Genomic DNA, 22,228 nt, shown 5'->3' with positions numbered 1-22,228 from the left:
CCCTTACTTGACGTCGGCCGCGACCTTCAGCGACACGATCTTGTCGGGATCCTGCACCGGCTCGCCGCGCTTGATCTTGTCGACATTGTCCATGCCTTCGATGACCTGGCCCCAGACCGTGTACTGGCGGTTGAGGAAGGCGGCATCGTCGAAGCAGATGAAGAACTGCGAATTGGCCGAGTTCGGGTTCTGCGAACGGGCCATCGAGCAGGTGCCGCGGCCATGGTTGGCGTTGGAAAATTCGGCCTTCAGGTCCGGCTTCTCAGAGCCGCCCATGCCCGCGCGGGACGGCGCGAAGGAAGGCTTGCTCGAATTGCCGAACTTGACGTCGCCGGTCTGGGCCATGAAGCCTTCGATAACGCGGTGGAAGACCACGCCGTCATAGGCGCCTTCCCTAGCCAGTTCCTTGATGCGGGCGACGTGGCCCGGCGCCAGGTCGGGGAAAAGTTCGATGACGACCGTGCCCTTGGTCGTTTCCATGATGAGCGCGTTCTCGCGGTCCTTGATTTCGGCCATGTCAGATATCCTTTTGAGAAAACAGAGTTATTTGACAATTTTACTTGTCTGCGGCGATGCGCACCTTGATCATCCGGTCGGGGTCGGAGACCGTGCCGTTGTCCGCCTGGTCGCCCTTCTTGATGTGATCCACCAGTTCCATACCGCTGACGACATTGCCGACGATGGTGTACTGGCCGTCGAGCGGCGGTGCCGGAGCGAACATGATGAAGAACTGCGAATTGGCCGAATTGGGGTCCTGCGAGCGGGCCATGCCGACCACGCCGCGCTTGTAATGTTCGGTCTGCGAGAATTCGGCCGGCAGGTCGGGCAGGTCGGAACCGCCGGTGCCGACGGCCTCTGCGCTGAAACCTTTTTTCATATTGCCGAACTTGACGTCGCCGGTCTGCGCCATGAAGCCGTCTATGACGCGGTGGAAGGCGACGTTGTCATAGGCGCCTTGGCGCACCAGCTTCTTGATCTGCTCGACATGCTTTGGCGCCAGATCGGGCCGAAGCGCAATGGTGACGTCTCCGTCCTTCAGCGTGATGATCATGGTGTTTTCCGGGTCAGCGGCGAAGGCCGAGACCGATGCGGTCACAAGGCCGGCAAGCACAACGAGGAACGAGGCGAGCTTTTTCAGCTGCATATCTATCTCCGGAATCTTATTTCGCGAATTTGGCGGTGAGCGCACCGGCAACCGCCGCCGGCACGAAGGGGCGGATGTTGCCTCCCATAGAGGCAATCTGGCGGACAAGTGTGGCGGTAATGGTGCGCACGGACGGGCTGGCGGGCAGAAAAACCGTCTGCAACTCAGGTGCCATAGTCTCGTTCATGCCGGCCATCTGCATCTCATAGTCGAGGTCGGTGCCGTCGCGCAGGCCGCGGATCATGATCGAGGCGCCGTGCTTCCTGGCGGCGTCGATGACCAGCCCGTCGAAGGCGACGACCTTGATACGGGCACCATCGCTGCCGAATTCCGCCTTCGCCGCGGTCTCGATCAGCTTCACCCGCTCCTCGAAGGAAAACAGCGGCTGCTTGCCCGGATGGATGCCGATCGCCGCATAGACGATGTCGGCCACGGCCAGCGAAGCCTTCAGCACATCGAGATGGCCGTTGGTCAGCGGGTCGAAGGAGCCGGCATAGAGGGCGATGCGTTCGGTCATGGCAGGTGCTTCTAATGCATGATCCCAAAAAGTGGAAACCGGTTTTTGCGGACAAACGGTTTTTCGTTTGTCCTAGAGATCATGCTCAAATGAAAGCTAGAGCCTGTTCCATCTTCCGTCCACCAAGATGGAACAGGCTCTAGCGAGCCTCTCTCGCAAAGGCAAACCCGATCGGCGTGCCGGCCGTGAACCTTTTCCGGCACATGAACGACAGATGAACACGCTGATCACGAAGCCTTCACGCAGCGTTCACTAGGTTGCACCTTAATTAGATGAAACCAAAATCCCATCTATCCGTTGTTAGGCGCAGGAGAACACGCACATGCTGATCTACATGCTCGCCACCGCAATGACCGTCGCCATGCTGATCGCCACCGTATTTGGGCTGCATCAGGAGGCACAACGCATCCGCGTCAAGGCAAACACCAAGCGCTTCGAAGGCTTCGGCCCGCGTAAGCCATATCGCCACTACTGATAAAGCCTGAACTTGCTGCCGCGCCGGCCAGCTGGCCGGCGTTGCCATGTCAAAACCTGGGTGCCGGACTTAGTCCGCACCCTCCGGACCGGCGTCAGACGCCGCAGCGGCATCGGCACCGCCCTCGACGGTCTCTTCGCTTTCTTCGTCCGCTTGCGGTTCAGAAATCCGCTCGACCGAAACCACCTTTTCGCCTTCAGCCGTGTTGAAGATGGTCACGCCCTTGGTGGCGCGGCTGGCGAAACGAATGCCGTTGACCGGCACCCGGATGACGGTGCCGCCGTCCGACACCAGCATGATCTGGTCGTCATTGCCGACCGGGAAGGTCGCCACCAGCCTGCCAATCTCGGCTGCCTTCGACACGTCGGTGGCGCGAATGCCCTTGCCGCCGCGCCCAGTCAGCCGGAAATCATAGGACGACGAACGCTTGCCGTAGCCGAATTCGGTCACCGTCAGCACGTACTGTTCGTGCGCCTTGAGTTCTTCGTATCGGCTGTCGGAAAGCTCTGTCTCCTCGCCGATCTCCTCATTGGTCAGCGCGATCTCTTCCTCTTCTCCGGCCGTTTCCGTGGCAAGCCGCCGCTCCGCCGCCGCGCGCTTCAGGTAAGCGGCGCGTTCCGCCGGCGAAGCATCGACATGCTCGATCACCGACATCGAGATGATGCGGTCGGTCTCGGCCATGGTTATGCCGCGCACACCGACCGAATTGCGGCTCTGGAAGACGCGCACGTCGCCGACGGAGAAGCGTATGCACTGGCCGGAACTGGCGGTCAGCAGCACGTCGTCCTTGTCGGTGCAGGTTTCGACGCCGAGGATCTCGTCGCCTTCTTCCTCCAGCTTCATGGCGATCTTGCCGTTGCGGTTGACCTGGACGAAGTCGGATAGATCGTTGCGGCGCACGGTGCCACGCGTGGTGGCGAACATCACGTAGAGTTCGCCCCAACTGGCCTCGTCCTCCGGCAGCGGCATGATGGTGGTGATGCGCTCGCCCTGCTCCAGCGGCAGCATGTTGATCAGCGCCTTGCCGCGTGACTGCGGATTGCCGATCGGCAGCCGCCAGACCTTTTCCTTGTAGACGATGCCGCGCGAGGAGAAGAACAGCACCGGCGTATGGGTGTTGGCGACGAACAGCCGGGTGACGAAATCCTCTTCCTTGGTCGACATGCCGGAGCGGCCCTTGCCGCCGCGGCGCTGCGCCCGGTAGAGCGACAGCGGCACGCGCTTGATGTAGCCGGAATGGCTCACCGTCACGACCATGTCTTCGCGCTGGATCAGATCCTCGTCTTCCATGTCCGAACCGCCGTCGGTGAGCTCGGTGCGGCGCGGCGTGCCGAACTCGTCGCGCACGGCGGCAAGCTCGTCCTTGACGATCTGCTGGACGCGCGCGCGGGAAGACAAAATGTCCAGATAATCGATGATTTCGGCGCCGATCGTGTTCAACTCGTCGGCGATCTCGTCGCGGCCGAGCGCGGTCAGGCGCTGCAGGCGCAGCTCGAGGATGGCACGCGCCTGCTCCTCGGACAGATTGTAGGTACCGTCCTCGTTGATCCGGTGGCGTGGGTCATCGATCAGGAGGATCAGAGATTCCACGTCGCCAGAGGGCCAGCGCCGCTCCATCAACTGCTCACGCGCCGTCTGCGGATCCGGCGCGGTGCGGATCAGCTTGATGACTTCGTCGATGTTGGCGACTGCGATAGCGAGACCGACCAGCACATGGGCGCGATCGCGCGCCTTGCGCAGCAGGAACTTCGTCCGCCTTGTGATCACCTCCTCGCGGAAGGCGACGAAAGCCTTCAGCATATCGGTCAGGTTCATCACTTCCGGCTTGCCGCCATTCAGCGCCACCATATTGGCGCCGAAAGAGGTCTGCAGCGGCGTGAAGCGGTAGAGCTGGTTGAGGATGACGTCGGCAACGGCGTCGCGCTTCAGCTCGATGACGACCCGGTAGCCCTGGCGGTCGCTCTCGTCGCGGATATCGGAAATGCCCTCGATGCGCTTGTCGCGTACCAGTTCAGCCATCTTCTCGATCATCGACGACTTGTTCACCTGGTAGGGAACTTCGGTGATGATGATGGACTCGCGGTCGTTGCCGCGCTGTTCGATGTTGACGCGCCCGCGCATGACGATGGAGCCGCGGCCGGTCGAATAGGCGCTGTAGATGCCCGAACGGCCAAGCACGATGCCACCGGTCGGAAAATCAGGGCCAGGAATGATCTCCATCAGCGCCGGCAGGTCGATCGCCGGATTGTCGATGATGGCGATGGCGCCATTGCAGACTTCACCGAGATTGTGCGGCGGGATGTTGGTCGCCATGCCGACGGCGATGCCGCCCGAGCCATTGACCAGAAGGTTGGGAAAACGTGCCGGCAGAACCTTCGGTTCGCTGCCGGAAGCATCATACGTGTCCTGGAAATCGACGGTATCCTTGTCGATATCCTCCAGGAGCTCGTGCGCGACCTTGGTCAGCCGCGCTTCCGTGTAGCGCATCGCCGCAGGCGGATCGCCGTCGATGGAGCCGAAATTGCCCTGCCCGTCGATCAACGGAACGCGCAACGACCAGTCCTGCGCCATGCGCACCAAGGCGTCATAGATGGAAGCATCGCCATGCGGATGGTATTTACCCATCACGTCGGCGACAGGACGCGCCGACTTCACATATTTGCGGTTCCAATGGTAGCCGCTCTCATGGGCGGCGAAGAGAATGCGGCGATGCACCGGCTTCAGGCCGTCGCGCACGTCCGGCAGCGCACGGCTGACGATCACGCTCATGGCGTAATCGAGATAGGAGCGCTGCATCTCCTCGACGATGGATATCGGCTCGATGCCGGTGGGGCCGCCGTCGGCGCCGCGCGGTGTCTTCTGGTCGGTCAAATCGGATCACAATCTAATCAGGAATCACTTGGTGCTTATATAGGAAGCAAGCCCGAAACTCCAACCTTCACGGCACTTTTCCAGTGTCATTTTTGATGGTAATTTCAAATGGATACCGATGATTGCGACGATATGGCCAAGGCGGTTTTCGCCGCCCTGACGCAAAAGCCTGCGTGTCTGCCTTGCGGTGCACCGGGCCGATTCACCAAGCAGAAACGACCTATGCGCCAAGGCGGCTGCGATACTGGCTTGGCGTCTGCCCCATGATCCGCCGAAAACGACGATTGAAGGTCGACAGATCGCTGAAGCCAGCGCCGAAAGCGATCGCGGAAACCGTATCGTCCGACATGCGTAGCCGCACCGCGGCCCTGTGCAATCGCGTCTTGAGCAGGAATTGGTAGGGCGTCATGCCCGCGACCTGTCGGAAGATGCGCAGGAAATGATACGGACTGGTCGCCGTCTCATCGGCAAGTGCTGAAAGCGAGACCGGTCCGTCTGCATCGAGTTCGATGCGCCGCACAGCTTCGGCAACCCGTTTTTGATCGCGGCGGCTCGGCGCGCGCCTGACATGCGTAGCGCCGGAGGCTGTAGCCACGGCAGCACCGGCCATGCGCAGGGAAAGTTCCTCGAAGGCGTCGATGTCGGCCGTCTCGCGCGCGGTCTCCGCCTCGGCCAGGAGTGGCGCCAGGACCGGCAAAGGCGGCAGGCGCGCCGCCTCGAAAGCCAGCTTCCTGGCGCCCGGCACGTCAGCCGCGATCCGCTCCATGTAGGACGGCCTGAAATGGAACGAGAGGCAACGATCGCCGCCGCCATGCTCGTGCCCGCATTCGTAACATGTGCCGGGATTGCCGAGCAGGAGCGCGCCGGGCGCCAGCATCGCCGTTCCTTGTTGGGCGCGGTAGCGGAACGTGCCGCTGGTGACTGCAGCCACACAGAAATCCTGATGCGCCTCCTCGAAGGGCCGGCCGGCGCCGGCCGTGCAGATCACATCCGTCACATGCCAACCGGCTCCGGATGCGAGACTATGCGTGGTCGTCGTCATGGTCGAAATATAGCAATTTTTCCCAAGCCCAGAACCCCGTAACCGCCTATTCCCTCCCAATCTCCTGACAAGAAGAGGCCACAACCATGTTCGATCAATCTTCGTTTGCCGATGCCCTGCATAGCCCCGGACCGATCGAAGGCCTTGCCGAAAAACTGAGCCTTTACGGCCGCTTCGTCGGTGCCTGGACTTTCGACGCCTCGCGCCACCTCGAGGACGGAACGGTGCTGACAGGGCGTGGCGAGGTGCATTTCGGCTGGGTGCTGGAAGGCCGGGCGATCCAGGACGTCTGGATCCTGCCCGCGCGGGACACTGGTTCCCAGCCTTCGCTCGGCAAATGGACTTTTTATGGCACGACGCTGCGCGTCTATGATCCCGGCGCGGATGCCTGGCACATCTTCTGGAGCGACCCGCGCAACCAGTATTTCAGCCGCCAGCTCGGCCGCGCCGAGGGCGACACGATCGTGCAAGTGGGCACCGACGGCACCGGCAGCTCAGTACGCTGGGGCTTTTCACGCATCACCGAAAACGCCTTCCGATGGCTGGGCGAGCGCTCGCACGACAATGGCGCGACATGGCGGCTGGAGGTCGAGTTCCTGGCGCGCCGAGCGGTTTGATCGCCGAAGAATGCAGCAGCCCGGAATAAAAGCGTCGCGACCCTTGCGCCCTCCGCTGTCTCGCCGGCATCAACCACTTTCTCACGAACAGTTCCCACCGAACGGGCTTTGCTCTACCAATTATCCTGGTACGGGCTCGGCCCGGCGGGAGGGGTCAGAGATGCCGAGTTTCGACAGCCTGTTCAATGCCTTCGTCACCATTCTCGTGACCATCGACCCGCCCGGCCTGGCGCCGCTGTTTCTTGCCGTGACGCGCGGCATGAACCGCGAGGAGCGCCAGCAGGTCTCCGTCCGCGCATCGATCATCGGCTTCCTGGTGATGGCGCTGTTTGCGGTTGCCGGCGCCTCGATCCTGTCCGTGTTCGGCATCACGCTGCCCGCCTTCCGTGTCGCCGGCGGCTTCCTGCTGTTCTTCATCGCCTTCGAAATGGTGTTCGAGCGCCGGCAGGACCGCAAGGAAAAGATCGGCGACGTCGCCATCACCAAGGACATGATCCACAACATCGCCGCCTTCCCGCTGGCGATCCCGCTGATCGCCGGCCCTGGCGCCATCTCGGCGACGGTGCTGCTGTCCGGCTCGTTTGAAGGCTTCGCGGCTCAGGCGGCGCTGGTCGGCATCATCTTCGTCTGCCTCGCCATCACCTATCTGGTGTTCGTGCTGTCGGAACGCATAGACCGCATCCTCGGCCAGACCGGCCGCTCGATCCTGACCCGGCTGCTCGGTGTCATCCTGGCGGCACTGGCCGTGCAGTTCGTCGCCGATGGCATCAAGGCGCTGATGGCGGGCTGAACGACAATCCCTACTGCCTACTTCGCCGTCGTATCGATCACTTCGAAATCGTGCGTAATCGTAGCGGTCTTGGCCAGCATCGCGGAGGCCGAGCAATATTTTTCGATCGAAAGATCGATTGCGCGTTTGACCTTGTCGGGCGACAGCGCCCTGCCCTTGACGACGAAATGCATATGGATGCGGGTGAACACTTTCGGTTCGGTTTCCGCCCGATCGGCGTCGAGTTCGACGACGCAGTCCTCGATCGCTTCGCGCCCCTTTTTCAGGATATGGACGACATCATAGGCCGAACAGCCGCCGGTGCCGATCAGCACCAGCTCCATCGGGCTCGGTCCCGGCGTCCTGCCTTCCGGTCCGGGCGCGGTTCCCAGCACCAGTTTGTGGCCGCTACCGGACTCGCCGACGAAAGTGCGTTCCTCGACCCATTTTACGCGTGCTTTCATCGAACTCGTCCTTCGCCATATTTCGTTGATCGCCATGTCGGCGTTCAGTTCGACAATGCAAAACCCCGAAAGTCCATGAGGGACTCTCGGGGCGCAATGTTTGACTTAAGCCAAAAACAACATCTGCTGTTGCGATCAGAACGGGATTTCGTCGTCCAGTTCGCGCGACGAACCGCCACCGCCGCCGCTCTTGGCACCGCCACCACCGCGATTGAAGCCTTCGCTCGGGCTGGACTGGCCGAAATCGGAACCACGGCTGCTGCTGCCACCGGTATAGCCGCCGACCTGACCGCCCTCACCCTGCCCGCGCGCGTCGAGCATCTGCAGCTCACCGCGGAATTTCTGCAGCACGACTTCCGTCGTGTACTTGTCGGCGCCGGTCTGGTCCTGCCATTTGCGCGTCTGCAGCTGGCCCTCTACATAGACCTTCATGCCCTTCTTCAAATACTGCTCCGCCACCTTGGCGATGCCCTCATTGAAGATGACGACGTTGTGCCATTCGGTCTTTTCCTTGCGCTCGCCGGAATTCTTGTCACGCCAGCTTTCCGACGTCGCAATGCGAATGTTGACGACCGGCTCGCCCGAGTTGAGGCGACGGATTTCGGGATCCGCGCCGAGGTTTCCGACCAAAATGACCTTGTTGACGCTACCCGCCATGATATTTCTCCGCGCTCATCCGAAACAAATTTTTTTGTCGCAGCACCTTACAGGCTGCAGGCGTCAGCCGCTTGCCGTGGCTGCCTTTACCCACAAGGTTTTTGTTCCCTGTTCGTTCTATGGTGCAGATGACGTTCTGTCAATGTTTGTCAGCAAGATGTAGTGTCCCGGCCGGAAATTTCCATGAAATCGGATCTGACCGGGGGCGATCAAATGAAGTCTGTCGCACATGAGGACCAGCAGCGCGAGCAATGGCGAGCAGGTGTGGAAACACGCATGCATTTGTCGGCCAGCAATGGTGCATCGCAACTTTGCATATTCGAGCAATGGGTCGAGCCCACGGTCGGCGCCCCAACGCATTGGCATCCCGTGGAGGAAGTGCTGACCGTTATCGCCGGTAGGGCTGAGATGTGGATCGACGATGAGCATACAATCGTGACATCGGGCCAGTCTCTCGTTGTCCCCGCGAACAGGAAACACGGGTTCAAGAACGCCGGCACTGGAACGCTTCACATCCACGCCGTCCTTGCGTCGCCGATTTTCGAGGCGACGTTCGATGGGCCTGCAGGAATGGTGAGACGCTGGCTTCCGACAATCTCGTAAAACAGTGCTTGCCAAATCAATAAGTATTCACTTATGCTTTTGACATGATCGAAGCAGAGATTTTTCGCGCACTGGCCGACCCGACGCGCCGCGCCGTCTTTGAGCGGCTGGCCGCAGGCGAGATGAGCGTGTCGGAATTGCGCACCGGTATGACGGTGTCGCAGCCCGCGGTGTCGCAGCATTTGGCCGTCCTGCGTGGCGCAGGCCTGGTGGTCGAGCGGCGAGCCGGCCGCAACGCCTATTACCGCGCCGATCCGCAGGGGCTCGCTCCCTTGCTCTCCTGGATCGAACGCTACCGGACTTTCTGGCCGGAACGCATCGAAAGGCTGAAGGCGGTTTTGAAGGACATGGATCAATGAAGAAGGCGGGATCAACGACCAACGAGGGCCAAATCGACGCCGCGGATGCGCTCGAGTTCGAGTACGACCTTGCCGAGCCGCCGGAAAAGGTCTGGCGGGCCCTGACCGTACCGGAATTGCTCGCCGCCTGGATGATGCCCAACGACATGAGACCCGAGATCGGCAACCGTTTTGCCTTCGCCGGGACGGGCGCGCCGATCGAATGCGAAATCCTCGACGCCGAACCCGAGAAGTTGCTGCGCTATTCCTGGCGGGAGCAGCCGGGCGACGCAGCCAGGCAGGATCCGCTCGACAGTACCGTCACCTTCACACTTGCCCGAACCGTTTCCGGCGGCACGCATCTGCGTGTCGTCCATGACGGCTTTGCCCGCAAGGCCATGCCTGCCATCGCCATGGCAGGCGCCGGCTGCCGTCTTTCGCTCGGTTTGCGCGCAATTGGAAAGCCCATCGCCGCGAACGCACCGCGCCTTCTGCGCGCGGCATAATAGAAAATCGGAGAAGAAAAATGAGCGGTGTTGCCAGTCTGGTGCCGATGGTCATCGAGCAATCGAACCGCGGCGAACGCGCCTTCGACATCTTTTCGCGGCTGCTGCGCGAGCGCATCATCTTCATCAACGGCGAGATCAACGACGACATCTCGGCGCTGGTCTGCGCGCAGCTTTTGTCGCTGGAATCGGACAATCCGGACAAGGAGATCTCGCTCTACATCAACTCGCCGGGCGGCGTGGTGACCAGTGGTTTCGCCATCTACGACACGATGCAATATATCAGCTGTCCGGTGTCGACCGTATGCATGGGCTTTGCCGCTTCGATGGGCTCGTTCCTGCTGATGGCAGGCACACCGGGGCGCCGGATTTCCCTGCCGAACGCCACCATCCTGCTGCATCAGCCGCTGGGCGGGTTCCAGGGCCAGGCCTCCGACATCCAGCGACATGCCGAGCGCATCGGCAGGACGAAACGGCACATGACCGAGCTCTACGCGCAGCATTGCGGCCGTACCTATGAAGAGGTCGAGCGCACGCTGGACCGCGACCACTTCATGACCGCCCGCGAGGCGCAGGCATGGGGCATCGTCGACCATGTTTTCGACACGCGCAAAAAGGCGGCGTAAGCCAGGGCCGGAGCGGAGTCCGGCCGGCTGCCGAAGATTTGACGATGCCGGTCTGGTTCCATCGGCGGCGCGCCACTATAGTCCTGGGATGACCGACACTCATCCTTCCAGACCACTGCGTCCCGTCATCGCCGTCATGGTGCTCGCTGTTGCCAGCCTCGTGAGCGGCGCGGCTCTTGCAGAGGATAGTTCGCCGTCGACGCAAAAAAGCGCCCTGCCCGGGGTGACCGGCGACTACCGCATCGCCAAGCCGGCTCCCGAGCCGGACGATGCGCTGCCGGCCGGCGAGAACGGCACATTCAAGATCGGCGATACGGATGTCAGGATTTCCGGCAGCATCACCGTCGATGTCGGCGCCGGCTCGATCGGGCCGCCGCGTCACTGAGTGCGCGCGGAAATGAGCGTTCCCCACATAAAACGGCCCCGCCGTGCCTTGGGCAAACGGACGGGGCCTTCTGGATCTCAAATCCAACTTTGCCGGGAGTGTACTGCCGGCGTTTGATTTCGGATGCACCGCGGCGTTCGGCCGACGATCCGACTAGCAGTCTCTGATTTTCAGGAGATATGGCAGGTCACGGTTTGCCGGGTGGCGCAGACGCTAAACCCTGGCACTTATGCCTGCCGCGGCTCCAGTGACAACTGGAACCCTAGGGGACGATCCGGTGGCGTCATAGCTCCGCTCCTCTGTCCGTTGCGATTGTTGTCAATTCGAAGCACAAATCGCAAATGCCTGCGGCGTCTCGCAGGCCGCCTTTGGGCGGCGAGGCCATCGAAAGACGGCCGGCTTCGTTGACTTCCGGAGACTGCGCTCCTGGGTTGCCCGCGTCAACCATCAATAGCCGGTTACCGAAAAACGTGATCGCCGGGAGGTTACGTACAAGTCAGTTTTTGCACAGCTTTGTCAGGAGCGTGTTCGGCCTTTGTTCTTTCCGCTTGCCCGTTCACGCGAAAGACGCTTAAACGCTTTTGTCGGGAATTGTGGCGTCTCTCGACGTGGCGGCAAAACTACCTACATAGGGGATGGCCGGGAAAACCCGCCATTCCAGGAAATTCCAGATTCTGAGGCGGCGACCGGCTATGGCCGACCATAAATATCTTTCCATTCGCGGGGCGCGCGAACACAATCTGAAGAATGTCGATCTCGACCTGCCGCGTGACAGCCTGATTGTCATGACCGGCCTGTCGGGGTCCGGCAAGTCATCGCTTGCCTTCGACACGATCTATGCCGAGGGCCAGCGCCGCTACGTCGAAAGCCTGTCGGCCTACGCGCGGCAATTCCTCGAAATGATGCAGAAGCCTGACGTCGACCAGATCGACGGCCTGTCGCCTGCCATTTCCATCGAGCAGAAGACCACATCGAAGAACCCGCGTTCGACGGTCGGCACCGTCACCGAGATCTACGACTATATGCGCCTGCTTTTTGCGCGCGTCGGCATCCCCTATTCGCCGGCCACCGGCCTGCCGATCGAGAGCCAGACGGTTTCGCAGATGGTCGACCGCGTGCTGGCGATCGAGGAAGGCACGCGCCTGTTCATTCTGGCGCCGATGGTGCGCGGCCGCAAAGGCGAGTACCGCAAGGAATTGCTGGAACTGCAGAAGAAGGGCTTTCAGCGCGTCAAGGTCGACGGCGTCTTCTATGACATCGCCGACGTGCCGGCGCTGGACAAGAAGTACAAGCATGACCTCGATGTCGTCGTCGACCGCATCGTCGTGCGCGGCGATCTCGCGACGCGGCTTGCCGATTCCATCGAAACGGCGCTGAAGCTGGCCGATGGGCTGGCGGTCGCCGAATTCGCCGACAAGCCGCTCGATTCCAGCCAGACCGGCGAGGATTCGGTCAACAAGTCGAAGAACGAGACGCATGAGCGCATCCTGTTCTCGGAAAAGTTCGCTTGCCCGGTCTCCGGCTTCACCATTCCGGAAATCGAACCGCGGCTGTTTTCGTTCAACAATCCGTTCGGCGCCTGCCCGACTTGCGACGGTCTCGGCAGCCAGCGCGCCATCGACGGCAATCTGATCGTGCCGGATGAAAACATCTCGCTGCGCGACGGCGCCGTCAGCCCGTGGGCGAAGTCGACCTCGCCCTATTACGCGCAGACGCTGGAGGCATTGGGCAAGGCCTATGGCTTCAAGCTCGGCGACAAGTTCAAGGATTTGTCCGAAGAGGCCAAGGAAGCCGTCCTGCGCGGCACCGGCGAGCGCGAGATCACCTTCCAGTATGATGACGGCCTGCGCTCCTACAAGACGACGAAGACTTTCGAAGGCGTCATCCCCAATCTCGAGCGGCGCTGGAAAGAGACCGAATCCGCCTGGATGCGCGAGGAGATCGAGCGCTTCATGTCGGCCACACCCTGCCCGGTCTGCAAGGGCTATCGGCTGAAGCCCGAGTCGCTGGCGGTGAAGATCGCCGGCAGGCACATCGGCGAAGTCACCGAGCTTTCCATCCGCAAGGCCGACCAGTGGTTCACCGACCTGCCCGCGTCGCTCAACGACAAGCAGAACGAAATCGCGGTGCGTGTGCTCAAGGAAATCCGTGAACGGCTGCGCTTCCTCAACGATGTCGGGCTCGACTATCTGACGCTGTCGCGCAATTCCGGCACGCTGTCGGGCGGCGAGAGCCAGCGCATCCGGCTGGCATCGCAGATCGGCTCCGGCCTGACCGGCGTGCTCTATGTGCTGGACGAGCCGTCGATCGGCCTGCACCAGCGCGACAATGCGCGCCTGCTCGATACGCTGAAGCACCTGCGCGACATCGGCAACACGGTGATCGTCGTCGAGCATGACGAGGACGCCATCCTGCATGCCGACTATGTCGTCGACATGGGCCCGGCCGCAGGCATCCATGGCGGCGAGATCATCGCCCAGGGCACGCCGCAGCAGGTCATGGCCAATCCCAATTCGATCACCGGCAAATATCTGTCGGGCGCGCTCGAAGTGGCGACGCCCGGCGTGCGGCGGGAAGCGAAGAAGAACCGCCGCATCAAGATCGTCGGCGCGCGCGGCAACAATCTGAAGAACGTCACCGCCGAAATCCCGCTCGGCACCTTCACCGCCGTCACTGGCGTGTCCGGCGGCGGCAAGTCGACCTTCCTGATCGAGACGCTGTTCAAGGCCGCCTCGAGACGCATCATGGGCTCGCGCGAACATCCGGCCGACCACGACCGCATCGAGGGCCTCGAATTCCTCGACAAGGTCATCGACATCGACCAGTCGCCGATCGGCCGCACACCGCGTTCAAACCCGGCCACCTATACCGGCGCCTTCACGCCGATCCGCGACTGGTTCGCTGGCCTGCCGGAGGCCAAGGCGCGCGGCTATCAGCCGGGACGCTTCTCGTTCAACGTCAAGGGCGGCCGCTGCGAGGCCTGCCAGGGCGACGGCGTCATCAAGATCGAGATGCACTTCCTGCCCGACGTCTACGTCACCTGCGACGTCTGTCACGGCAAGCGTTATAACCGCGAGACGCTCGATGTCCTGTTCAAGGGCAAGTCGATCGCCGACGTGCTCGACATGACGGTCGAGGAAGGCGTCGATTTCTTCGCCGCCGTGCCCGGCGTGCGCGACAAGCTCGACACGCTGAAGCAGGTCGGCCTCGGCTACATCCATATCGGCCAGCAGGCGACAACGCTGTCCGGCGGCGAGGCGCAGCGCATCAAGCTCGCCAAGGAACTGTCGCGCAAGGCGACCGGCAAGACGCTCTACATCCTGGATGAGCCGACCACCGGCCTGCATTTCCACGACGTTGCCAAACTGCTGGAAGTGCTGCACGAACTGGTAGACCAGGGCAACACGGTGGTGGTCATCGAGCACAATCTCGAAGTGATAAAAACCGCGGACTGGGTGCTCGACCTCGGCCCCGAAGGCGGCGACGGCGGCGGCGAACTGGTCGCCTCCGGCACGCCGGAAGCCATCGTGCGCGAAAAGCGCAGCTACACCGGCCAGTTCCTCAAGGAGCTTCTGGAGCGACGTCCCGGAGGCAAACGCGAAGCGGCGGAGTGATCGACCGGTTGGCGCCTGGAGAGCTCTGGAGAGCTTTTGAATGACAATCAGAAGAGCGCTTGCCGGTGATCTCCAAACCGTCGTCTCGCTGACGGAAGCGGCCTATGCGCCTTACATCGCACTGTTCGGCGCGCCGCCGGTCCCGGTCACCGAGGACTATGCACCGCGCATCGTGCGCGGCGAGGTCTGGTTGCTGGAAAGTGGCGGCGAGCTTGCCGGGCTGATCACGCTGGAGCGACATGACGACCACGCGATGATCTTCTCCGTCGCGGTCTCCCCCGACTTTCAAGGCAAGGGCTTCGGCATTGCGCTGCTGAAACACGCGGATGAGCAGACCCATCTCTGGGGTCTGCCAGAAGTGCGGCTCTACACCAACGCCAGGATGGAGCGGAACATTGCGCTCTATCTTGCCTATGGTTTCCACGAAACGGGTCGCCGGCCCAATCCCTACCGGCCAGGATGGGTGCTCGTCGACATGGCCAAAACCGTCGATCAGATCACCGCGGCCTGATCTTTTTCTGCATTGGGAGGATGACAATGAGCACATCGGGAACAATCCGCGCCGGCATGGGCGGCTGGACCTTCGAACCCTGGGATACGTCCTTCTATCCCGACAAGCTTCCCAAGGCCAAACAGTTGAACTACGCCACTCGCCAGGTGCCGAGCATCGAGGTCAACGGCACTTACTATTCCAGCTTCAAGGAGCCGACCTTCGTCAAATGGGCCAGCGAGGCGCCGGACGGCTTTGTCTATTCGCTGAAGGGCAACCGCTTCGTCACCAACCGGCGCGTGCTGGGCGAGGCCGGCGAATCGATGATGCGCTTCCTTGGCTCCGGCGTGGCGGCGCTCGGCGAAAAGCTCGGGCCGATCCTGTGGCAGTTCGCGCCGACCAAGAAATTCGATCCGGACGATTTCGAAGCCTTCCTGAAGCTGCTACCGGAAAAGCAGGACGGCGTTGCGCTGCGCCATGCGCTCGAAGTCCGCAACGACAGTTTTGTCGTGCCGGAATTCGCAGCACTTGCCCGAAAATACAAGGCCGCGATCGTCTACGCCGACCATGCCAAATATCCTGATATCGCCGACATCACCGCCGATTTCGTCTACGCCCGGCTGCAGACCGGCAGCGATGACAATCCCGACTGCTATACGCCGAAAGGCCTCGATGAATGGGCCGCGCGGGTAAAGACCTGGGCGCAAGGCAAGCAGCCGGCCGACCTGCGGCGCGCCGACCCCGCCACCGATGCGCCGGTCAAGCCGCGCGACGTGTTCGTTTACTTCATCACCGAGGGCAAGGTGCGCGCGCCGTTCGGCGCCACGGCACTGATGAAGCGAGTGGACCAGGGTCAACCGGTGCCCTGACGCAGCGGAATCATGGCATCTTCGCCACCGTCGTAACCTTATCGATACCTCCTTGCTGCATGAATCCAGCCAGACCAGTCGCAGATCTGGGCCGCCACGGGCAAGGACGAGGGGCATGTCGCTCGACTACACTTCACTTCTCCTGGCTGTCGGTTTTTCCGCGGCCTGCCTGAGCCTGACATTGTTCGGCATGTGGCTGACCGCTCGCTCGGAGAAATTCCTGCTGACATGGGCGATCAGCCTGGTGTTCGTGGTCGGCGATATTTTTGTCTATGACGCCTATATCGACATGCCCGGGCGCCTGCTGGGCATCGCCACGCTGGCTTTCCTCCTGCTCGGTTTCTCGACAATGCTAGGCGCGGCCTACCAGTTCAGAACCGGCGGCTCGCCAGTGCCCCGAACTGTACTTGGCAGCGCCATTTCGCTGGCCGTGACGTTGCCTCCCATGGCCCTAGGCTATGATGGGCTGGGCTTCATGTTCGAAAATGCCTTCGCCGCCTTGCTTCTGTTCGCAACGGCGGTCGAATACTGGAAGGGCCGCGACGAAGCCCCTGCCCTGACGATCGGTATCACCGCGCTCTATTCTGCCACGGCCGCATCCTTCGCTCTCTGCGCCATGGTTTTAGCCTTGGATGGAAAGCTGGTCCTTGGACATGCGCCAAGCAACTGGGCCGAGGAACTGAGCCTCATCATCGTCATCGCCAGCATGACCGGGATTGGAGCGCTTTCCCTGGCCCTGAATCAGGGACGCTTGGCCCGGCATCACCGCCACAATGCCCTGACCGACCCGCTGACCGGCCTGCTCAACCGCCGCGCCCTGTTCGACCTGCACGGCGATGCGCCGGTCGGCGCCTTCACGGCGGTGGTCGTCTTCGATCTCGACAACTTCAAGGCCATCAACGACGAATTCGGCCACGCCGCCGGTGATGAGGTGCTGAGGGTGTTTGCACGGGAACTCGCCAGCAATCGCCGCCCGGCCGACGTCGCCGCGCGCATGGGCGGCGAGGAGTTCGCGCTGGTGCTGAAGCGGACCTTGCCCGAAACGGTGGAGGCCACCGCCGAGGCCATACGGGCAGCTTTCGCCGCGCACCGCATCGAAACCGAGACAGGCTCGCTGATATGCACCGTCAGTGCCGGATTTGCTTTCGGCACCAAGGAAGGCCTCGGCTTCGACAAGGTGCTCAACGCCGCCGACAAGGCGCTCTACGACGCCAAGCGCGGAGGCCGTAACCGCGTCACCGCGTCTCCGTTCAGGCGCGCAAGCTAATCGCGCAACACCGGCCTCTGATCGTGGGGAGACGAATGCGGCTCCTAGGCCGCCATGACAATCTCATTGAAGGTATCGAGATCGACATAGAAGACCTTGGTGATCTCCTCGATCAGATCGTCGTAGTCGCAGCCCTGTGATCTCAAGATATTGATGGCAGCGATGATGTCGACGCGTTCGGTAAGCCGCCGCTTCTGGTAATCCTCGACGTAACGTTCCATGGCTGTCCTTTAGCCTGTGTGCCCAAACGCGTTTGAACGACAGAGATCGCAGGAGGGAAGCTAGGCAGCCTTGCTTGCGTGAAACTTGCCCGACATTGGCCGTGGTCCTCGATCTGCGATAACCAGACTGATACGGAAGCGGCCGACTCACAAAGCCATGGAAAAGACTAGCACGCGATATTGAGCGTGCCAGAGACGCAGGTGATCGGATGGAGAAATATTGGACTTGGCAAGAACTTCGGATCGCCAACTGAAGTTCACCGCCAATTCTAGACGGTAAGGAACTTCCGCACATCAGCCCGGTCTAAATCTTCAGCCGGGCCGGTATGGACGATCACGCCCCGGTCCATGATGTTGACCTCGTCGGCGAGCTCGCGGCAGAAATCGAGATATTGTTCGACCAAAAGCACGGCGATGCCCGCCTGGTCGCGCAGATAGCGGATGGCGCGGCCGATGTCCTTAATGATCGACGGCTGTATGCCCTCAGTCGGTTCATCGAGCACGAGCAGTTTCGGCCGCATCACCAGCGCCCGCCCGATGGCGAGCTGTTGCTGCTGGCCGCCGGAAAGATCGCCGCCGCGACGGCCGAGCATCTGCTTCAGCACAGGGAACAATTCGAAGACATGCGCCGGAATGTTGCGGTCGGCTCGCCTCAGCGGCGCAAAGCCTGATTCCAGGTTCTCCCGCACGGTGAGCAGCGGAAAGACCTCCCTGCCCTGCGGTACGAATGCGATGCCCGACCGGGCGCGGTCATACGCCGCGCTCCGGTCGAGCGCCTTCCCCTCGAAGGCAACGCTTCCGCTCGTCAGCCGGTGGTGGCCGACGATCGATCTCATCAAACTGGTCTTGCCGACGCCGTTGCGGCCGAGCACGCAGGTGATCTTGCCGGCGCCCGCCTTCAGCGATACGCCGCGCAGCGCCTGGGCGGCGCCGTAGTGCAGCGTGGCATTGGAAACTTCGAGCATGTCAGCGCCGTCTCCAGAACCTGAGAAACGACAGATCGAAGTGATGGAACTGAACCCGCCAGACCATGCTCATCTCCCCAGATAGACTTCGACGACACGCTCGTCGGCCGACACGAAATCGAGTGTGCCTTCCGAGAGCACCGAGCCCTCGTGCAGGCAGGTGACCTTGACGCCGAGTTCGCGCACGAAATGCATGTCGTGCTCGACGACGATGACCGAATGGTCGCGGGCGATATCCTTGAGCAGCCGCGCGGTTTCCTCGGTCTCGGCATCGGTCATGCCGGCGACCGGCTCGTCAACCAGAAGCAGTTTCGGGTCCTGCGCCAAGAGCATGCCGATCTCCAGCCACTGCTTTTGCCCATGGCTGAGATTGGCCGCCAGTTCGTCACGCTTGTCGCCAAGCCTGATGATGCCGAGGATGTCATCGATCTGCCGCGTCTCGGCGGCCGAGCGGCGGTGAAACAGCGCCGGGAAGATCGAGCGAGGACCCTTCAGCGCCAGCATCAGGTTTTCCTCGATCGTGTGGCTTTCGAAGACGGTCGGCTTCTGGAATTTACGGCCAATGCCCATCATGGCGATCTCGGCCTCGTCGTGCTTGGTGAGATCGACTTGGCCGTCGAAGAACACCTCGCCCTCGTCGGGCCGCGTCTTGCCGGTGACGATGTCCATCATCGTCGTCTTGCCGGCGCCGTTGGGGCCGATGATGGCGCGCATCTCGCCCTTGTCGAGCACCAGCGACAGATTGTTGATGGCGCGAAAGCCGTCGAAGGAGACCGAGACGCCGTCGAGATAAAGGATCGTGTTCGACTTTGACATGGTCGCTCACTCCGCCGGCTGTGGTTCGGGGTTGCTGGCGGACCAGTCACCTGGCTTTCTTGCTTCACTGCGAACGATTTTCGCCGGCGGCGAGACATCGGCATCGGTGCCGGCTTCCTCGGCAATCGAAGCAGCTCGCAACGCCTTGGCGTTGCCGCGCCAGCTGTCCCACATGCCGATGATGCCCTTGGGCAGCAAAAGCGTGACGGCGACGAACAGTCCACCCAGTGCAAACAGCCAGAACTCCGGCAGTACGCCGGTGAACCAGGATTTTCCGGCATTGACCAGCAACGCACCGATGATCGGCCCGACAATGGTGCCGCGCCCGCCGACAGCCGCCCAGACGACGACTTCAATCGAATTGGCCGGCTCGAATTCACCCGGATTGATGATGCCGACCTGCGGCACGTAGAGCGCGCCGGCTATGCCGGCCATGACGGCCGAGACGGTGAAGGCGAACAGTTTCACGTTCTCCGCCCGCCAGCCGAGGAAGCGCGTGCGGCTCTCGGCATCGCGTACCGCCATCAAGAGCTTGCCGTATTTTGAGCCGACGATCGCCCAGGTGACGAAGACGGCAAGTGCCAGCATCACCGCGCTGGCGGCAAACAGCGCCGAGCGCGTCGCGTCGGCCTGCACGTTGAAGCCCAGAATATCCTTGAAATCGGTCAGGCCGTTGTTGCCGCCGAAACCCATGTCGTTGCGGAAAAAGGCAAGCAGCAGCGCATACGTCATCGCCTGGGTAATGATGGAGAGATAAACGCCGGTGACGCGGCTGCGGAAGGCGAACCAGCCGAAGACGAAAGCGAGCAGGCCAGGCACCGCGAGCACCATGAGGCCGGCGAACCAGAAATGGTCGAAGCCATACCAGAACCATGGCAGTTCCTTGTAGTTCAGGAACACCATGAAGTCGGGCAAGACGGGATTGCCATAGACGCCGCGCGAGCCGATCTGGCGCATCAGATACATGCCCATCGCATAGCCGCCGAGCGCGAAGAAGGCGCCGTGACCGAGCGAAAGAATGCCGCAATAGCCCCAGACCAGGTCGAGCGCCAAGGCAAGCAGCGCATAGCAGAGATATTTGCCAGTCAGCGCGACGATGTAGGATGGGATGTAGAAGGCGCTGGTAGGAGACACCGCAAGGTTGAGCAACGGCACGATGACGGCCACCGCCAGCAGGATGGAGATCGTAATGGCGATGCGGCGGTCCGCGCCGGCGGCAAAGAAGCGTCCCGTGATCATGCTTCCACCGCCCTGCCCTTGAGCGCGAACAGGCCGCGCGGGCGTTTCTGGATGAACAGGATGATCAGCACCAGCACGACGATCTTGCCGAGCACCGCGCCCGCATAAGGCTCGAGGAACTTGTTGACGATGCCGAGCGAGAAGGCGCCGACCAGCGTGCCCCACAGATTGCCGACGCCGCCGAAGACAACGACCATGAAGCTGTCGATGATGTACCCGCGGCCGAGATTGGGCGAGACGTTGTCGATCTGGCTCAGCGCGACGCCGGCAATGCCGGCAATGCCGGAGCCGAGCGCGAAGGTCAGCGCGTCGACCCACGGCGTCCTGATGCCCATCGAGGCAGCCATGCGCCGGTTGGCGGTGACGGCGCGCATCTGCAGGCCCCAGGGCGTGCGCTTCATCACGTAGAGCAGGATGCCGAAGACAGCGAGCGCGAAAACCAGGATCCACAGGCGGTTCCAGGTGATCGCCAACTGTCCGACATTGAACGAGCCCGACATCCAGGATGGGTTGCCGACCTCCTGGTTGGTCGGCCCGAAGATTGAGCGCACGGCCTGTTGCAGGATCAGCGAGACGCCCCATGTCGCCAGCAGTGTTTCAAGCGGCCGGCCATAGAGGAAGCGGATGACGCCGCGCTCGATGATCAGGCCAACCAGAGCGGCGACGAGAAAGGCCAGCGGCAGTGCGATGACCAGCGACCAGTCGAACAGGTCAGGGAAGGATGTACGGATCACCTGCTGGACGACGAAGGTCGTGTAGGCGCCGAGCATGACCATCTCGCCATGCGCCATGTTGATGACGCCCATGACGCCGAACGTGATGGCGAGGCCGATTGCCGCCAGCAGCAGCACCGAGCCCAGCGAGATGCCGTACCAGACGTTCTGCCCGGCGTCCCAGAAGGCCAGCGTCGAATTGATGTTGGCGATCGCGGCTGTCGCCGCTTGCCTAACCGCGTCGGTGGAATTCGCCACGACCGAAGTGAGCAGCGAAACAGCATCGCGATCGCCCCGTGCCCCGATAAGCGCGATGGCGGCGAGCTTGTCGGCTTCGGGCCGATCCGAGACAAGAACTGACGCGGCACGGGCCTGTTCGAGCAGAGCCTTGACGCTGGCCACGGCCTCACCGGCGATCGCCGTATCGAGGGGGGCGATATTTGCGGCGTCAGGTGTCTTGAACATGGTGTCGGCGGCGGCGATGCGGACAGCCGGATCCTTGGCGCCGAGCGTCAGCGTGCCCAACGCATCGCGGATGACGCGACGCAGCGTGTTGTTGACCTTGATCTTGGTGATGCCGTCCTTGGCCGCCTCACCCGATGCCTCCCCGCTCAACGGGTCGGAAAGCTGGACGCTCTCGCCCGCTTCCTTGCCGACAAACACCAGGGAATCGGCCTTGCGGACATAGAGGTTGCCGTCGGCAAGTGCCGCAAGCGGCCGCTCCACCGCCGGGTCGCCGGCGGCTGCCAGTTCGTGGACGACGGCTCCGATCTCGGAAAAGCCCTTGGCCGTGGCGAATTTGGCGATCATGCCGCGCAGATCGGTTTCGCCAGCGCCCGATGACGACAGTGTCGCCAGCAGGAACAACAGCATCAAACCCGTGCGGATTAAGGTCATCGGTTTCTGGTAACCCCTGAAGGTTGAAGTGGGCGTGGGGGGGGGGGGGGGGGGGGAGGGCGCGCCCCCCCCCGGGGGGGGGGGGGCGCGGGGGGGGGCGGGGGGGGGGGCGAGGCCCCCCCC

Annotated in this window: 24 protein-coding genes; 12 read left to right on the top strand and 12 right to left on the bottom strand. The window is 62.2% G+C overall.

Annotation, left to right across the window (positions count from 1 at the left end; all coding sequences use genetic code 11):
* Positions 1–3 precede the first annotated feature (3 nt).
* From AC0L2D_RS17720 to coaD, 3 genes are all read right to left on the bottom strand, one after another.
* Positions 4–516: a peptidylprolyl isomerase gene (locus AC0L2D_RS17720; RefSeq protein ID WP_473541682.1), complete on the bottom strand. Its 513-nt coding sequence runs from the start codon at positions 514–516 to the stop codon at positions 4–6.
* 40 nt (positions 517–556) lie between these two features.
* A complete protein-coding gene (locus tag AC0L2D_RS17715; protein WP_244506973.1) occupies positions 557–1,051 on the bottom strand; it encodes a peptidylprolyl isomerase in 495 nt (164 codons plus the stop codon).
* Between the two features lie 109 nt (positions 1,052–1,160).
* On the bottom strand, positions 1,161–1,661 hold the full coding sequence (gene coaD / locus AC0L2D_RS17710; protein ID WP_013531827.1) for a pantetheine-phosphate adenylyltransferase: 501 nt from the start codon (positions 1,659–1,661) through the stop codon (positions 1,161–1,163).
* 322 nt (positions 1,662–1,983) lie between these two features.
* Between coaD and AC0L2D_RS17705 the strand changes: the two genes are divergently transcribed.
* Entirely contained in the window at positions 1,984–2,136 is a 153-nt protein-coding gene (locus AC0L2D_RS17705; RefSeq protein WP_081714296.1) for a hypothetical protein, read from the top strand.
* Positions 2,137–2,205: 69 nt separating this feature from the next.
* Here AC0L2D_RS17705 and gyrA read toward each other — a convergent pair whose 3' ends face one another.
* Entirely contained in the window at positions 2,206–5,007 is a 2,802-nt protein-coding gene (gene gyrA / locus AC0L2D_RS17700) for a DNA gyrase subunit A (RefSeq protein WP_013531829.1), read from the bottom strand.
* Between the two features lie 220 nt (positions 5,008–5,227).
* Entirely contained in the window at positions 5,228–6,049 is an 822-nt protein-coding gene (locus tag AC0L2D_RS17695) for a helix-turn-helix transcriptional regulator (protein WP_473541679.1), read from the bottom strand.
* A gap of 86 nt (positions 6,050–6,135) precedes the next feature.
* Here AC0L2D_RS17695 and AC0L2D_RS17690 point away from each other — a divergent pair, with 86 nt between their 5' ends.
* Together AC0L2D_RS17690 and AC0L2D_RS17685 are read left to right on the top strand one after the other, a co-directional pair.
* Positions 6,136–6,666, top strand: a complete 531-nt coding sequence (locus tag AC0L2D_RS17690; protein WP_013531831.1) for a hypothetical protein — start codon at positions 6,136–6,138, stop codon at positions 6,664–6,666.
* A 160-nt stretch (positions 6,667–6,826) separates the two neighbouring features.
* On the top strand, positions 6,827–7,456 hold the full coding sequence (locus tag AC0L2D_RS17685; protein WP_352735407.1) for a MarC family protein: 630 nt from the start codon (positions 6,827–6,829) through the stop codon (positions 7,454–7,456).
* Positions 7,457–7,473: 17 nt separating this feature from the next.
* Here the strand turns inward: AC0L2D_RS17685 and AC0L2D_RS17680 are convergent, their stop codons facing one another.
* Both AC0L2D_RS17680 and AC0L2D_RS17675 read right to left on the bottom strand, forming a co-directional pair.
* On the bottom strand, positions 7,474–7,899 hold the full coding sequence (locus tag AC0L2D_RS17680; RefSeq protein WP_473541676.1) for an OsmC family protein: 426 nt from the start codon (positions 7,897–7,899) through the stop codon (positions 7,474–7,476).
* Between the two features lie 135 nt (positions 7,900–8,034).
* The gene (locus tag AC0L2D_RS17675) at positions 8,035–8,556 is read right to left on the bottom strand and encodes a single-stranded DNA-binding protein (protein WP_473541674.1); all 522 of its coding nucleotides are present in this window, start codon (positions 8,554–8,556) and stop codon (positions 8,035–8,037) included.
* A gap of 183 nt (positions 8,557–8,739) precedes the next feature.
* Between AC0L2D_RS17675 and AC0L2D_RS17670 the strand changes: the two genes are divergently transcribed.
* The 9 genes from AC0L2D_RS17670 to AC0L2D_RS17630 all read left to right on the top strand — a co-directional run bounded on the left by AC0L2D_RS17670 (position 8,740) and on the right by AC0L2D_RS17630 (position 17,254).
* The gene (locus AC0L2D_RS17670) at positions 8,740–9,159 is read left to right on the top strand and encodes a cupin domain-containing protein (protein WP_473541672.1); all 420 of its coding nucleotides are present in this window, start codon (positions 8,740–8,742) and stop codon (positions 9,157–9,159) included.
* A gap of 44 nt (positions 9,160–9,203) precedes the next feature.
* Complete coding sequence (locus tag AC0L2D_RS17665) at positions 9,204–9,518, top strand: ArsR/SmtB family transcription factor (RefSeq protein WP_013531836.1); 315 nt, start codon at positions 9,204–9,206, stop codon at positions 9,516–9,518.
* Positions 9,515–10,003: an SRPBCC family protein gene (locus AC0L2D_RS17660; protein ID WP_027161518.1), complete on the top strand. Its 489-nt coding sequence runs from the start codon at positions 9,515–9,517 to the stop codon at positions 10,001–10,003. Before AC0L2D_RS17665 ends, AC0L2D_RS17660 begins: the two co-directional genes overlap by 4 nt.
* Positions 10,004–10,023: 20 nt before the next feature.
* The gene (locus tag AC0L2D_RS17655; RefSeq protein ID WP_473541670.1) at positions 10,024–10,629 is read left to right on the top strand and encodes an ATP-dependent Clp protease proteolytic subunit; all 606 of its coding nucleotides are present in this window, start codon (positions 10,024–10,026) and stop codon (positions 10,627–10,629) included.
* 88 nt (positions 10,630–10,717) lie between these two features.
* On the top strand, positions 10,718–11,014 hold the full coding sequence (locus tag AC0L2D_RS17650; protein ID WP_024503514.1) for a hypothetical protein: 297 nt from the start codon (positions 10,718–10,720) through the stop codon (positions 11,012–11,014).
* Between the two features lie 692 nt (positions 11,015–11,706).
* Entirely contained in the window at positions 11,707–14,628 is a 2,922-nt protein-coding gene (uvrA, locus tag AC0L2D_RS17645; protein ID WP_473541668.1) for an excinuclease ABC subunit UvrA, read from the top strand.
* A gap of 40 nt (positions 14,629–14,668) precedes the next feature.
* Entirely contained in the window at positions 14,669–15,139 is a 471-nt protein-coding gene (locus tag AC0L2D_RS17640; protein ID WP_063167931.1) for a GNAT family N-acetyltransferase, read from the top strand.
* A gap of 26 nt (positions 15,140–15,165) precedes the next feature.
* Positions 15,166–15,987, top strand: coding sequence for a DUF72 domain-containing protein (locus tag AC0L2D_RS17635; RefSeq protein WP_473541667.1), 822 nt, complete (start codon positions 15,166–15,168; stop codon positions 15,985–15,987).
* A 115-nt stretch (positions 15,988–16,102) separates the two neighbouring features.
* On the top strand, positions 16,103–17,254 hold the full coding sequence (locus AC0L2D_RS17630) for a GGDEF domain-containing protein (protein WP_013531843.1): 1,152 nt from the start codon (positions 16,103–16,105) through the stop codon (positions 17,252–17,254).
* Positions 17,255–17,298: 44 nt separating this feature from the next.
* Here AC0L2D_RS17630 and AC0L2D_RS17625 read toward each other — a convergent pair whose 3' ends face one another.
* From AC0L2D_RS17625 to urtB, 5 genes are all read right to left on the bottom strand, one after another.
* Positions 17,299–17,475, bottom strand: a complete 177-nt coding sequence (locus tag AC0L2D_RS17625) for a hypothetical protein (RefSeq protein WP_013531844.1) — start codon at positions 17,473–17,475, stop codon at positions 17,299–17,301.
* A gap of 269 nt (positions 17,476–17,744) precedes the next feature.
* Positions 17,745–18,440 (bottom strand): urea ABC transporter ATP-binding subunit UrtE, encoded by a 696-nt coding sequence (urtE, locus tag AC0L2D_RS17620; RefSeq protein ID WP_013531845.1) that lies wholly within the window; start codon positions 18,438–18,440, stop codon positions 17,745–17,747.
* A gap of 69 nt (positions 18,441–18,509) precedes the next feature.
* Positions 18,510–19,256 (bottom strand): urea ABC transporter ATP-binding protein UrtD, encoded by a 747-nt coding sequence (gene urtD, locus AC0L2D_RS17615; RefSeq protein ID WP_013531846.1) that lies wholly within the window; start codon positions 19,254–19,256, stop codon positions 18,510–18,512.
* 6 nt (positions 19,257–19,262) lie between these two features.
* A complete protein-coding gene (gene urtC / locus AC0L2D_RS17610; RefSeq protein WP_027161511.1) occupies positions 19,263–20,495 on the bottom strand; it encodes an urea ABC transporter permease subunit UrtC in 1,233 nt (410 codons plus the stop codon).
* A complete protein-coding gene (gene urtB / locus AC0L2D_RS17605) occupies positions 20,492–22,105 on the bottom strand; it encodes an urea ABC transporter permease subunit UrtB (RefSeq protein ID WP_473541666.1) in 1,614 nt (537 codons plus the stop codon). The genes urtC and urtB overlap by 4 nt, the downstream gene beginning before the upstream one ends.
* Positions 22,106–22,228: the final 123 nt, after the last annotated feature.

The sequence above is a fragment of the Mesorhizobium sp. WSM4833 genome, assembly GCF_055811095.1.
The sequence above is the reverse complement of the archived record's forward strand: the minus strand, read 5'-3'. Positions and strand labels throughout refer to the sequence as shown.